This is a genomic window from Hymenobacter cellulosivorans, from assembly GCF_022919135.1.
Lineage (GTDB): Bacteria > Bacteroidota > Bacteroidia > Cytophagales > Hymenobacteraceae > Hymenobacter > Hymenobacter cellulosivorans.
In genome coordinates this window covers 2443661-2458080 of record NZ_CP095049.1, presented here as the reverse complement: position 1 = coordinate 2458080, position 14420 = coordinate 2443661, and the positions used below count along the sequence as shown (strand labels likewise).

Here is a 14420-nt window from a genome sequence, read left to right as displayed (position 1 = left end):
GTGGCATTCAATCAGACTTATTAATCCGCCGGGTTTCGAATACCAGAATCAGAACCTGAACTGTGCAGTGCGCGGCCGCGCACTGCACAGTTCAGGTTCTGATTCTGCCGGTTCAGTAGGCAGTGTAGCTTAGCCAACAAGCAGCGTTACTGCTTGATGAACTGCTGCACCGTGGATCCGCCGGTGGCGTCGCGCAGGGTCAGGAAATATAGGCCCGGCTGCAGGGACTGGACATCTACTTCCGCCACCGCCTGCTGAGCGGTTACGGCTTGGGTATGAGCCACCCGGCCCAGGGCATCGGTGATGGTGAGCACGCCCGCGCTGGCGATGGGCACCTTCAGCAGCCGGCTAACCGGGTTCGGGTAGAGCCGCGCTTCGGGCGCAATGACGCGGGTGGTGGCCAGGGCCCGGCTGCCGGAAGCGGCCGTTCCGTACACCTCGAAATCGTAGAGGGAATAGCCGTAGGGCAAGGCCCGCGTCTGGCAATAAATGCGCACGAATTTGCCCGTGCCGCTCAGCCCCGTCAGGTCGTTGGTGAGGCTGCTGTTGCCGGTCACTGCCCGCAGCGGAGACCAGGTAACGGCATCGGAGGAAATTTCAACCTGGTAATCCGTGGCGTAAGCGGCTTCCCAGAGCAGCTTGACGCGACTCACGTTATACGTGGCCCCCAGGTCGACGTAAATCCACTGCGGAGCGGCCCCCCACTCGCTGCTCCAGCGGGTAGAACTGTTGCCATCCACGGCGCTCTGGGCCGGAGAGCCGGCATTTTCAACCGAAGAAGCCGTTGCCGACTTATTGAGGGCCAGGTTTGTAGTAGCTGGCGCGGCACTTACCGTTACGCTCACAGCCGTGGAAGCAGTCACGGCGCCGGCGTTGTCGGTGGCGCGGGCCGTCAAGGAGTAGGTGCCGGCCGGCACATTGCTCCAGCTGAAGGCGTAAGGGCTGCTCACATCTTCACCCAGCTTGGTCGTGCCATTATAGAACTCAACCTTGCTGACCGTGCCATCTGCGTCGGCTGCCAAGGCAGTGAGGGTGATGCTGGCCGGCGCAGTAACCGCGGTGCCGCCCGTCGGGCTGGTCAGGCTTACCGTGGGAGCCGCATTAGTCGGGGCCGTGAAGGAAATCCAGTTGAGGTTCCAGCCCCCGGCAGCCACGTACACCCGCAACGTCTGCGCGCCCGCTGGCAAGGTGGCCGTGGCGTTGACCGTCGACCAGGTTTGCCAGCCGCCGGTAGCAGCAATGGACGCGGTGGCGTAGACCATACCGCTTGCGCTGCGCAGCTGCAGCTGCCCGCCGCCGGGCACGCTGGCTACGCGGAAGCCTACGGTGTAGGTACCAGCCGTTTGCACGTTGACGGCGTAATCGAGGTAGTCGCCGGTGTCAATCCAGCCCACGTTCTGCCCACCGCCCGTATCACCGGTAGCCTCCAGTTGCACGCCCGCCATGGCAGTGTAGTTTTCGGCCTCAATGGTGCCGGGAATCGTCAGGCCGGAGGGTGCGGCCCCTACCGTTACGCTCACGGCCGCCGAGGTGGTCACGGCGCCGGCGTTGTCGGTGGCGCGGGCCGTCAGCGAGTAGGAACCAGCTGGCACGTTGGTCCAGCTGAAGGTGTAGGGGCTGCTCACATCTTCGCCGAGCTTCGTTGCGCCGTTGTAGAACTCGACTTTGCTTACCGTGCCGTCAGCATCAGCGGCGGTGGCCGTAAGGGTAATGCTAGCTGGGGCGGCAAACGTAGCGCCACCGGATGGGGCGGTCAGGCTCACGGTGGGGGCCGCGTTGGTCGGGGAGCTGACGGCCGTCAGGCTGCGCAGGTTATCGATGTAAAACACCGAGCCAGTGAGGCTGTTGGGGGCAAACAAGAGCACCACGTTGTCCACCTCGGCGTCGGCCGTGCCCGCATCGGGCGAGCCGGCGTAGGAGAAGGTGAGCGTGTGCCAGGCGTTGGTTTGCTTCACCACGGCCTGGTAGCTGCTGTGGCGGCCGGTGGGGTAGTTGCCGGGGGTGGTAGCCGTGCTGTTTTCCAGCTGCCACGAGATGGGCGTGCCCACCGGCGCCGACGTGTACACGTCCATGGCAAACACTTTCTGGCCGCTTTCATAGGCGGCGCCGTCCTTAATCTGAGTGCTGGCCAAGGTCAGGGCGTCGTATTGCGAAGCAGGGTTGCGAGTATATTGAGCCACTTTGGCCGAGGTATTGAGGCCCGTAGCCGCCGGGTTGTTGGCCGCGGCCACGTACGTGCCGGTAGCAGTGCGCAGCGGCAGGTTGCGCACGGTGTCGTAGTTCTCGAAAGTGGTGCCGGCGGTGTAGGTGGGGGTAGCCCGTTTCGCCACCCGGATGTTGTCGATGTAATACGTGTCGCCGGAGGCTACGCCGCTGTTGAACAGGATAGCCAATTGGTCGATGCTCACGTTGGCCGTACCGCCGTCGGGCGTGGTGTTGTAGGAAAATGTCAGCGTCTCCCACTGGTTCTGCCGGGTGGTATTGGCCAGGTAGGTGCTGTTGCGGCCGGCCGGGTAAGCGCCCGCCGCGGCGGCCTTGTTTTGTAGCGTAATGCCCACCGGCGTGCCCACCGGGGCCGTCGAGTACACGTCGAACTGCAGTTGATACGTCTGGTTTTTGAACAGGGCCGCGTCCTCAATCACGGTGCCTGGCACGCCGGCGTCGAAGAACAGCACGTCGTACTGCTCAGCCGGATTGCGCACGTAGCGGGCCACATTGGCCGAAGTGTTCACGCCGGTAGCCGACGGATTGGCGAAATTGAGCGTGTACGTGCCGCCGGTAATCGTCGGGTCAAAGGTAATGCGGGCCGCGCCGTCGTAGTTCAGCAGTACGTCCGTGGCCACCACGGGCGCGTCGGGCTTTTGCTTGATGAGCAGGTTGTCGAAGTAAAACGTGGCGCCGGAGTTGGTGGCCGGTTGAAACAGGAAGGCCACGTTGTCAATGGCGTAGATGTTGGTGCCCGCGTCCAGGCTGCGCTCGAACTCAAACTCGAAGGTCTCCCAGGCGTTCTGGCGGGTGGTGAAGGCCCGATAGGCACTGTGCCGGCCCGTCGGGAAGTTGGTAGCCGTGGTGGCCTGGCTATTCTCGAACTGCATAGTCACCTTGCTGCCCACCGGGGCTGTGGAATACACGTCCACGTACACCTTGCGGCGCCCGGCCACAAAGTCATTGGCATTGCGAATGCCCAGGTTGCGCACGTACAGCACGTCGTACTGCTCGCTCGCATTACGCACGTACTGCCCCACCTTGGCCGACGTATTGCCTGCGGTGGCCGCCGGGTTGTTGACGGCCTGCGTGAGCGTGCCCGTAACCACCCCATAGGTGATAACGCGGCTGCTTTCAAAGTCCTCGTACACGCGGTCCAGCTGCAAAGCGGGCAGCACTGTCACGGCCTTGGAATACGTACCCGTGGGGCAGTTGTTTACCGTCACCGTGGCCGAAACGGTGCCCGTGGTAGCGCCGCTGCCAAAGCTCACTTGCACGGCATTGGTGCCCTGCCCGTTCGTAATAGTAGCTGCACTGGGCACTGTCCACGCGTACGTGGCCCCCGCAATGGCCTCCAAGCGGTAGGTTTTGTTGGCGTCGCCCTGGTAGACCTGGCCGGCCCCCAGCACCGCGGCGCTGAAAGCGCCTTTGTACACCCGCACGTAGTCCACTTGGGTAGTGGTGGGAAAGTCGGAGGGCGTGGGGTTTTGGTAGCCGGTGAACCCGGTGCCGGGTCCACCCACAGCCGCATTCAGGATGATGTAAAAATTATTGTCGTTGAAAGGCCAGGAGCCGCCGACCGTGGTACTGGGCGAGGCCGTGTTAAACAACACGCCGTCCACGAACCATTGAATTTTCTCGGGACTCCATTCCACCGCGTACACGTGGAAGGCCTGGGACAAATCGACGGCCGAGGTGTAGTCGCGGCCGGAGTAGCGCCAGCCCCCCGCATCGTAGTGGATAGTACCGCTAACCGAGGTAGGATTCTTATGCTTGGCCTCCATGATATCAATCTCGCCCGTGGTGGGCCAGTTGCCAGGGTCCGCCAGCATCCAGAAGGCGGGCCACACGCCCTGGGCCGAGGGCAGTTTCATGCGGGCCTCAATGCGGCCGTACTTGAAGGTTTGGAGCGCCCCGCTGGCTTGCTTGGAGTAGAGCTTGGCGGAGGTGTAGTTGTAGGTGCGCCCGCCAACCACCGTGTTTTCGTAGCGGGTGGCAATGTTTAGGACGCCACCCGTCACGGTGGCGTTGGCGGGGCGGTACACTTGCAGCTCGGCGTTGCCGAAGTTACAGTTGCCGGTTTCGCAGCCGTCGCCTTCGTACACCTGCCACTTGCTTAGGTCGCCGGGCGTATCAAATTCATCTTGCCAGACCAGCTGGGTGCATTGGGCTTGCGCCGGCGTGGTCTGCAGGAGCCAGCCAATGCCCGTAGCAACGGCCAACCGGGCCCAGCGGCCCGGAAACTTAGAGAGTGTTTTCATAGAGCGGTTGTGGAAATTGTGGTGGAAAAGCAGAGTGAGAACCTGCTTGAAAGAGCAGGAAGTAGCGGTGATGAACACGTTAAAATGAGTTGCAAACCAGTTGAGTAGCGCGACTTACAAATGACCATTGCGGTCATCATGCGCGTCTACTCCAGTAGGTGCCGTCGGAATTACTCCAGCATCAAGCGGCTTGATTGGCCGCCGCAGCGCACCAGGTACAGCCCCCGGGCCAGCTCGGCCGGCAAGGTGAGCTCCAGCGGAGCGTCGTTTTGCACGGTTTGCTGCAGCACGACCCGACCTTGGGCATCCAGCACTTGGACCAGCTGCCCCGGTACTGCGCCAGCCACCCGCACCCCGGAACGGGCGGGGTTCGGCCACACCATCAGCGGCGTAGTAGCATTCAGGCGTGCTTGCCCGCTAGTGGTTACCAGGGCCGCGCGGGCTGAAGTGCCGCCGCAGGTGGTCAACTCAAAAATGGAATAGCCCCAGACCGTCGTGCGCGCCGTGGCGGCCATGCGTAGGTAGCGGTACGAGCCCGAGACAGTCAGCACGTCGGTCCGGCGGAAGTCGGCGGCCGCGTCGGTGCTGACGGGCAGGTTGGTGCGCACGGCCAGTTCCTGCCAGTTGGTGCCATCCACGGAGCCCAGCAGGCGGTAATCCCGGGCACTGGCGCGCTCCCACACAATGGTTACCGTGGTCAGGGGAATGGTACGGCCGTAGTCCACGGTGAGGTCCTGCTGGTCGGAGAAGGCACTTTCCCAGCGCGTGTTCGGGTTACCATCGGTAGCGTTGCGGGCGGGCTGCGAGGCCGTAGACGCGACGGTGTTGGCAGCTACCTGATTCGTGCAAGGGTCCGTCGGCGGGGGGGCGGGGTACCCAGCGTTGGGAAGGTGAGCAGGGTCCGCGCCGGGATGACGGCGGAAGTGACAACTCCACCCTGCGCGTTGTAGACGGTGCAGGTTTGGGCGCTGGCCGACGGGTTGTAGGCCACGGCGTGCGAGAAAGTGCCGTTGCGCTCAAACACGCTGCTGCTGGGGAAGTTGGTGTGGAACTTCGAGGAGAAGTAGCCCAGGTTTTGCTGGGCGTGGGCGTAGAAATACGTGAGGCCGGCCACCTCTTTGGCGTCCATGATGTAGCGCGGGTCGGTGGCTGGCAGCCGCAGGTTGTCGGCCAATAGCTTGGTCACGTACTTCGGGTCGGCCAGGTACTTGAAGCCCAGCGCCACGTGGCTCCAGTCGTCTTCGCCAAAGTCCAGCTCCGAAGCGTAGCCATTCACGGCCCGGGACTCACGCAACAGGTCGCTGTACTCGCGCCGCGCCCAGGCCGTGTCACGGGCCAGGTAAGTCAGGCCGGGGTTCACGGGCAGGTACTCAATGCCGTGCACGTACTTTTCCTGGGCGCCGAAGTAAGTGGCATGGGCCAGGCCCTGATTGGAGAGGATGGCGCCCATGCGGCGGCTGGCGGCGTAGGCGGGCGGGAAAATGCGCTGCTTCCAGTCGAACCAGTACTCCAGGCTGGCGGCGGCTTCGCTGGTGTAGCCAAAGGCGCCGGCGGCCCGCATACCCGGGTCATTCAGCGCATCGCCGAGCAAAAACAGGCCTATCCACGACTGCATGGCTTCTGACGACGACTCCTGGTTGTTGCCGTTGCCCGAGCTGACACCCCCGGCGTAGCTGTGGCCCACCCAGGGGTCGAAGGTGCGCATCCAGGGTTGGCTCTGGTCAGCTTTGTCCCAGTTGGCGTACTGCTTGGCAATGAGGCGGGCCATGCCGCCGTACTGGTTCTCCTGTAGGAAAGTGGGGTCCACCATGCCGTAGATGGCGCAGGCCAGCGTGAAGTAGCCGTAATGGAAGTGGTTGTCCACGAACTCCTCGGAGCCGAAGGAGGAGTCGAAGCCAACCAGGGCTTTCCACCGGTCGTAGCGGGCAAAGTAGCGGCTGCTTTCGCCGGCCTGATACGTCATCCAGTTCACCAGATTGGTCTGGGCCTGGGTTTTGAGCGCCGCGAAAGCCGGATGGTTCAGCTCTTTGGCCAGCAACGCATACTTGGCTTGCAGCACTATGTCTTTGCCCCCAAAGTACGTATCGGCGCGGTTGGAGGAGTTCTGGGCGTACGCCGTCACCAGGCGGTTCAGCGTCGCAACATCGTAGGGATTGGCATCGGCCGAGCGGCTGACCGGCGCGGTGTAGGAAGGAATAACTCCCTGGAAATCATACGCAAACGGAAAACTCGTGCCGGCCACCGTTTTCAGCGTGCCGCGTGGGCTCAGGTAGTCGTAGCTGGTAAAGGCCAGGCTATGGGCGGCATTCTGGTAGAGGTGAGGCAGAAACCCCTGGAGCGTGGGCCCGCCAGCCTGCCCGGTACGCAGGTCCTGGGTTGTCAGCCGCCACGTCAGGTTCACCTTGCCAGCTATGGGGTTGTAATCGTACTGTACCTGCGTGTCCGTCACCTTGTTGTAGGCGTAGGCTTCGTAGGCCGTCAGGCGCTGGCCGGCGGCTTGGTTGGTCGTCGCGTTCAGGGCTGACACCACAAAATAGCTGTTGGCTGAGCCGGGCGTCAGCACGAGTTGCGGCTGCTGGGTGGCGTCAGAGGCCCAACGCGTGCCCAGGTTGCCGTCGTTGACCAGCGTGTTGACGAAGCTCCCCGTCGGCTGGGTGGAGGTTACCTCCACTGGCCGGTTCTGCGAAACCAGCGTGCTGCCGTCGAACACCTGCATTTCAAACAGCGAGTAGCCGAAGTTGGTAGCGCGCTTGTTCAGCACCAGCCGCACGTAGCGTCCGGCCGCGCCCGGGGTTAGGGCCGTGAGGTTTTCCGTGCCGCCGGCGCTGGTGGTGGTGCTGTACACGCGTTGCCAGGTGGCTTTGTCGTCGGATACCAGCACGTCGTAGGCCGAAGCAAAGGCCGCTTCCCACACCAGCCGCACCGTCGATACGGCGCGGCGGCTGCCCAGGTCGATGGTCACGGACTGCTGCCCCCGCAGCTCCACGGTGCTGCCCGGCGCCACGTGCACGCCGAAGTAGCGCCCGTCGGTGTTCACCACGAACGAGTTGCGGGCCGGCAGGGTCAGGGGTGTGCCATCAGCAGCCAGGTAGGTAGCATCCCGCTCGAAATTAAACTTGGGGTTGAGGCCCTGGGTTTCGACCCACACAAACGGCACGCCGTGGGCCATGCTCACGGTCATGTTCTTGCCGGTCGTGGTGTCCGGTAAGCTCATCACCAGGCCCCAGTCCGACCAGCTCTCAGCCTGGGCCGTGCTGGGCGTATAGCCCGCGGCCGTCACCCGCATGTTGCCCCCGTAGGCCATGTCGTAGCTGCCCCCGCTGCCAGCCGCCGTGCTGGGCACGTTGACGTTGATGCTGTTGGGGAAATTCAGGTTGAGCCCGTTGGGGTCCGGGTCGGCTACGAGCGGGTACACCCACAGCAGCCCGGCATTCTTGCCGCGCACCAGCAAATCAGTCCACCAATCGTTAGTGGGAATCGGCCCGCTTTTTTTAGCGCGGGCCACATACAGGGGCTTGTTGTAGACAAAGTCCCGGAGCGGGCCCGGGGCGACGGCCCGGGGCGGGAAGGAGGCATAGCTGCCAGCGCCCACCGGCACCGGTGTTTGCGCCCGCAATGCGGGAGCTGTTGCCAGCAGAGCCAGCAAGAATAGAGGTTGTTTCATAGCGGTAGGGAATTGGGGAAGGATGGACTACAACAGTGGGCGCAAGGCCTCGTGATGGTAAAGTCTACTGCGTGGGAAGGCAGCTATTCTCGCTCTCTGCCCGACCACTACCAGGCCGGCCTCTCATATCCTCTCTCCTTCTGCTACCTCCGCTGCCGACGCCAAGCGGGCAGAACCAAATGTGCGGTTTCAGTCCCGACGAACCAAAAAAGGGGGTACGGGATAGGTACGGTCCGTTGAAAAGTCCTTGTGATACTTACTTAATGAACATTACTTGTTTATTGTCAATAATCTTAAAATCAGCTATTTAAATATTAAACGGGTCTTGTAGGGCGTTTTTCTGCTGACACGCTGCCCAAAAGTCACTACGGTTCCTTCCTGTCTGACGCAACCGAAACGCGTTACCGCTCGAGTAGAGTAATCAACGATTCATAAGGCCTGATATGACTGAATTTCGAAACCCAACACCCAAGTCCTCCGGCAGCGAAGCATGTTATTGTCCCAGGTCCGCGGCTAGTCGCTGGCGGTACTTGCTGCTTACTGCCAGCAACGACTTTACCTGCCAATAAGCAGAACAGGCCAAGCAGCCAGAAACTGTTTTATGGCAGAGCCCCAGGCGGTGTAGATTCGGTCAGCTGTTTAGTCCGGGCTCTGCCGATAAGGGAAGTCTGTTTACGCCATACGGCCCCTGCCTCGGCCCGCAGGTTACTGAAGCGTTGTGAGCTACCTGAACGGGAACTGGACTGAAAAATCATTCGTGCCAACGAGTCAGTACGACCGGTATAGCCGCGCTAAGGTGAGGGAGATGTTGAATCCCCGGAGCACCTGGTCAATAAGTCATTCCCGACTTTAATGCTTATTGCTTCAAAATTCGTCCCGCCGTCTGGCTATGTTCAGTAAGCTTTACCTTCCCGAACGATTGACCATTCCAAGCATCTCCCGATTCCTGCTGGTGCTAGTCTGGCAGGTATGGAGCTTGCCCTGCCGGGCTCAATCTTTCCCGTTCTCCCACCTCACCGTCGACGATGGCCTGTCCAACAACAGCATCCTCAGCATCATTCAGGATAGCCGCGGCTTCATGTGGTTCGGTACCTATCATGGTCTGAATAAGTACGATGGCTACCACATCACGACTTACGTAGCTAATGCCCAGGATTCACTGGCCATCAGTGATAATTCCATTACCTGCCTCTATGAAGACCGGCAGCACACCTTATGGGTCGGGACCCATCTGGGCGGGCTCAACCGCTACGACCGGAACCAGGATGCATTCATCCACTACAGCAGCGAAAGCCAGCCGCCGTACCGCCTGAGCGCCAACTGGGTAACGAGTATTTTTGAGGATAGCCAGGGACGGTTGTGGGTAGGCACCGACTATGGCCTGAACCTGCTGGAGCGTGGTGCCCATTCCTTCCGCACCTTCCGGCACAATCCGCAGGATGCGACCAGCCTCAATTCCAGCCAAGTATACGCCGTCACGGAAAACGCGCGGGGCGACATTCTAGTGCTGACCAGCGCTGAGCACCTGAACCGCTATCAACCCGCCACCGGTACTTTCGTGCCGGCCAACGTGGGCGGCGAAGCGGGCCAGCTACACTCGGCCCGGGTACTGACCCAGGACCGGCAGGGGCACTACTGGGCCGGCACGTTTGAACGGGGCCTGCTGCACTTCGGGGGCGGACCACTGCGCCAGTATCAGCATCAGCCTGCGAATTCGCGCAGCCTGAGCCGCAACCAGATCAAGGCCTTGCTGCCGACCGGCCGCGGCGGGCTCTGGGTGGGCACCGACGGCGGCGGACTGGACCTATACGACCCTAAGCACGACGGGTTCACACACTTGCGAACCGACGAAGAAAACCCCAGTAGCCTGAGCAGCAATGCGGTGCATTCGCTCTATGAAGACCGAACTGGCACGCTGTGGGTAGGTACCTTCAATGGTGGCGTGAACTACTACAACCCGCACCATAACTGGTTTGCGCACTACACCCACCAGCCGCGCATTGCCAATAGCCTCAGCAACCGCTCGGTGCTGACCCTACACCAGGCACCCGATGGCGGCGTGTGGGTGGGTACCGATGGCGGCGGGCTGGATTTGTTCGACCCGAAGCGCCGCACGTTCCGCCACTTTCGCCATGACCCCGCCAACCCCCACAGCCTGGCGGCCGACGTGGTAAAAACCCTGTACCAGGACCGGCAGGGCACATTGTGGGTGGGCACCTACCTCGGGGGGCTTGACCGGTACGACCCGGTTACTGGTCGCTTCGAGCACTACGTCAACGACCCGGCCAACCCCCACAGCCTGACCAACAACCTGGTGTGGGACGTGTACGAGGACCGCCGCGGCCAACTGTGGGTGAGCACGCTGGGTGCCGGGCTGTGCGTGCTGGACCGGGCCCGCCGCCGCTTTACCCGCTTCCAACCACTCACGGGCCCCGGCAGCCTGAACGACTACAACGTGGTGACAATGCTGGAGGACCGCACCGGCCAGCTCTGGATTGGCACCGAGGACCGGGGGCTGAATCTCTACCACCCGCGCACCCGCACGTTCAGCTACGTGCAGCACGATGCCAAGAAAAACAATTCACTGAGCAGCAACCGTATCCAGGTGCTGTTTGAGGATAGTCGCGGCCGGTTCTGGGTAGGTACCGCCGACGCCGGGTTGAACCTGCTGGACCGCCGCACTGGTACCTTTCGCCACTTCACTACCCGGCAAGGCCTGCCCAGCAACATCATCAACAGCATCGTGGAAGACCAAGCGGGCCAGCTCTGGATTGGTACCAACCAGGGCCTGGCACGCTTCGACGTCGCCCGCGGGATCTTCAAAATCTATAACCGGGCAGACGGTCTGCAGAGCAACGAATTCGCCATCAACGCGGCGCTGCGGGCCCAAAGCGGCGAGCTGTATTTCGGTGGCGTAAACGGATTCAACGCTTTCTCGCCGCAGACGCTGACCAGCAACCCCACGGTGCCGCCCGTGGTGCTCACCGGGCTGTTGGTGTTCAACAAGCCCGTGCAGGCGCGGCAAGCGCCGGGGCTGTTGCGCCGCCACATTACCGAAGCCGATACGCTGACGCTCTCGTACAAGGAAGCGGCGGTCACGTTTCAGTTTGCGGCGCTCAATTTCATCGACCCGCAGAAAAACCGCTACGCGTACCGCCTTGATGGCTTTGATGCCGAGTGGCGCTATGTAGGAGCCAGCCACGAGGCCACCTACACCAATCTGGACCCCGGTACCTATACGTTTCGGGTGCGGGCAACCAATAACGACGGGGTTTGGAACCAGCGCGGCGTGGCCCTTACCGTGGTGGTGACGCCCCCGTGGTGGAAAACGGTCTGGTTTCGCCTCGTGGTGGCGGTGCTGGCCTGGAGCGGGGTGATGGGCCTGTACCTGACACGCACCAATCAGCTTCGCCGCCGGCTGGAGCAGGAAAAGCTGGTCGAGCTCAACAGCAAAAAGGCGGAGTTGCTCGAAGCACGACTCAAGCACGAGCAGGCGGTAGCCGAAATGAGCAAGGTGCAGCTGGAAAATGAGATGCTCAGCAAAAACTCGGAGCTGGCGTCCTCGGTGATGAACACCGTGCACCAGAACGAGGCCTTGCTGACCATTAAAGACCTGCTCAAAGAAGCCCTCGATAACCAGGATACCCAGGAACAGCGCAAAAAGATGAGCCGGGTGGTGCGCCTGATCGAGCGGGCCGTAACGCCCGACCAGCACTGGCAGCACTTTGAGCAGCTGTTCAACCAGCTGCACGAAAACTTTCTGCAACGGTTGAAGACAACCTACCCACAACTAACCAGCCGTGATATCAAGCTCTGTGCGTATCTGCGGATGAACCTCAGTAGTAAAGAAATAGCATCACTCATGGGGCTCACTGTACGGGGAGCTGAAGACCTCCGCTACCGGGTTCGAAAGAAAATGGGCTTAGATACTGCTACTAACTTGGCCGATTTTATCCTGCTCATGTAAAGCAGTAACCTCCTTTCGCTATTCGAATCTGGCTTTTGTGCTCCATCTGATTACCTATACGGCCAGAGAGAGTCTAGCTGAGCTTTATGCGAGGGAACCCCGGACAAAATGGGCACATTCGTTCGAGTCTAAGTGTACCTGGATATGAAGGATACATCCAGGGCTTTTTCGTGCGGTATTTTATCCTTGTGGCATCCTGAGTTTGCGAAAAACCTTGTCAAGTATGAACAAGTCAGGATGAGAGAACAAAACGCGGCTGGCCACTTCGGCAGCTTATCTAACTCTACAGCGGCTGCACCCAGTTTTCTGCCGACCGTTGTATATACCACTGGCTTCTGGCTGATGGGCAGGCACTTTGCCTACTAGCCGCCTTTTGCACACAACAAGCCGCCTTTTGGCTACAGGCGGCGCTGGCCGGTCCTCGTTCTTTGCCTGCTCACTTCATCTAGGCAAATTATGACTTATACGCTGATAACCGGGGCCTCCGGGGGCATTGGCCTCGCCCTGGCCCGACAACTGGCCGCCCAGAAGCACAACCTCGTCTTAGTGGCCCGCAACGCGGAGAAGCTAGCTCAACTGAGCCACCAGCTCCAGGCCCAGTATGGCATCCAGGTCGGGTGCATCGCCGCCGATTTGGCCCGCCCGGATGCGGCCCAGCACATTTACAGCGAAACCCAACAGCACCAGTGGAACGTGAATCTGCTAGTGAACAATGCCGGCGTGGGCTCGGGGGGAGAATTTGCGACTCTGTCGTTGCCGGCCGAACTGGAGCTGCTGCAACTTAATACCGCTTCATTGGTCGCGCTGACTCATCTATTTTTGCAGCCTATGCGGGAACGCCGAAGCGGCACGATCATCAACATTGCGTCCATGACGGCCTTTATGCCAGTGCCCTACATGGCGACTTATGCCGCTAGCAAGGCGTTTGTGCGCTCGTTTACAGAGGCTCTCACCCAGGAATGTCGGCCGTACGGAATCGACGTGCTGCTATTTGCCCCGGGGCTGACCAGAACCAACTTTAATGAGGCCGCCGGAATCAACAATGAAAAAGCTGACGGGCTCAACTCCGACTATACCACCGCGCCGGCTCAAACGCCGGAAGAAGTAGCCAAGGAGCTGGTCAACGCGCTGCGGGCGAAAAAGCCGTTTCACGTTGCGGGCCGCCGCAACCGTCTGGGGGCTCGGCTGCTGGCCTGCCTGCCCAATGCTATGATTGCCCGGTATGTGGCCCGCTCCTACCAGAAACAACTCGCCCAACACTAGCTATTCCGGGGCCTATGGAAACGACCAGCACGGTACATATTCAGTCCATCGCGCAGTTGCATCAGCTCTTGGAGCTTCCCAAGCCTACGCACCCGCTGGTCAGTCTGATTCAGTTTGAGCAGTTTCCTCCCATTACCATTGCCCAGCGTACCCGGCTAATCACGGATTTCTACCAGATAACGCTGAAGACCGAATGCCCCTGCCGCATCCAGTACGGGCAAAGCCTGTTCGACTTCGAGGAGGGAGTCATGTCCTGCTTTGGGCCTAAGCAGGTGAGTTTTCTGGACCAGGATTTTGTCTTCGCCACCGCCGGCTGGCATCTCTGCATTCACCCGGATTTCTTGCGGACCTTTCCATTAGGCAGCAAGATCAAATCCTACGGCTACTTCGACTACGCCGTTAACGAGGCCCTGATTCTGTCCGACGAAGAGCAGCAGGCCATTGAAGCCATTTTTCACCAGCTGCGCAAGGAGTCGCTGCGGCCCATCGACTCGTTTAGCCAGGACGTCTGGATTGCCAACATTGAGTTGCTGCTAACTTATTGTAACCGATACTATAACCGGCAGTTTATCACCCGCAAAGCCGTGAGCAGCGAGTTGTTAGCTAAGTTCCAGCAGTTGCTCGATGGTTACTTTACAACCAACCAACTCCCGACCGCGCATGAGCTAGCGGAACGGTTGCATTTATCGTCCAAATACCTCAGTGACTGTTTAAAACAGCTCACTGGCAGTACAACCCAGCAGTTGATTCACGAACGACTCATTGAGCAGGCCAAAGAACAGCTCTTGACCACGACTCTTTCCGTTAGTGAAATTGCCTATGCCTTGGGCTTTGAGTATCCGCAGTCTTTTAGCAAGCTATTTAAAGCCAAAACCCAGCAAACCCCGTTGCAATTTCGGGCAGACTATCAGTAAAACGGCGGGGCTTTTTCTGTAGCGCAAACTGTGTAGTTGGCGTACCTGAACGACTTAGCGGCGCGGGGCGCGCGAACTACACAGTTCGCGCTACAAGCTTTTCGGCCTAAACAGACCGCGCCCGGATTTTCTGCCGACCTTTGCGG

The 14420-nt window shown here is 60.6% G+C and carries 6 protein-coding genes and 1 pseudogene; 3 read left to right on the top strand and 4 right to left on the bottom strand.

Annotation, left to right across the window (positions count from 1 at the left end):
- Nucleotides 1-146: 146 nt before the first annotated feature.
- From MUN80_RS10320 to MUN80_RS10305, 4 genes and pseudogenes are all read right to left on the bottom strand, one after another.
- Nucleotides 147-4466, bottom strand: a complete 4320-nt coding sequence (locus tag MUN80_RS10320; protein ID WP_244723260.1) for an Ig-like domain-containing protein — start codon at nucleotides 4464-4466, stop codon at nucleotides 147-149.
- A gap of 170 nt (nucleotides 4467-4636) precedes the next feature.
- Nucleotides 4637-4849: a T9SS type A sorting domain-containing protein gene (locus tag MUN80_RS10315; protein ID WP_244724873.1), complete on the bottom strand. Its 213-nt coding sequence runs from the start codon at nucleotides 4847-4849 to the stop codon at nucleotides 4637-4639.
- Between the two features lie 102 nt (nucleotides 4850-4951).
- Nucleotides 4952-5284, bottom strand: a pseudogene (locus tag MUN80_RS10310) (discoidin domain-containing protein); the annotation flags it as partial.
- Nucleotides 5285-5298: 14 nt separating this feature from the next.
- Nucleotides 5299-8130: a glycosyl hydrolase gene (locus tag MUN80_RS10305; RefSeq protein WP_244723258.1), complete on the bottom strand. Its 2832-nt coding sequence runs from the start codon at nucleotides 8128-8130 to the stop codon at nucleotides 5299-5301.
- A 919-nt stretch (nucleotides 8131-9049) separates the two neighbouring features.
- Here MUN80_RS10305 and MUN80_RS10300 point away from each other — a divergent pair.
- From MUN80_RS10300 to MUN80_RS10290, 3 genes are all read left to right on the top strand, one after another.
- On the top strand, nucleotides 9050-12097 hold the full coding sequence (locus MUN80_RS10300; protein ID WP_244723256.1) for a two-component regulator propeller domain-containing protein: 3048 nt from the start codon (nucleotides 9050-9052) through the stop codon (nucleotides 12095-12097).
- A gap of 456 nt (nucleotides 12098-12553) precedes the next feature.
- A complete protein-coding gene (locus MUN80_RS10295; RefSeq protein ID WP_244723254.1) occupies nucleotides 12554-13360 on the top strand; it encodes an SDR family NAD(P)-dependent oxidoreductase in 807 nt (268 codons plus the stop codon).
- 14 nt (nucleotides 13361-13374) lie between these two features.
- Nucleotides 13375-14274, top strand: a complete 900-nt coding sequence (locus MUN80_RS10290; RefSeq protein ID WP_244723251.1) for a helix-turn-helix domain-containing protein — start codon at nucleotides 13375-13377, stop codon at nucleotides 14272-14274.
- Nucleotides 14275-14420: the final 146 nt, after the last annotated feature.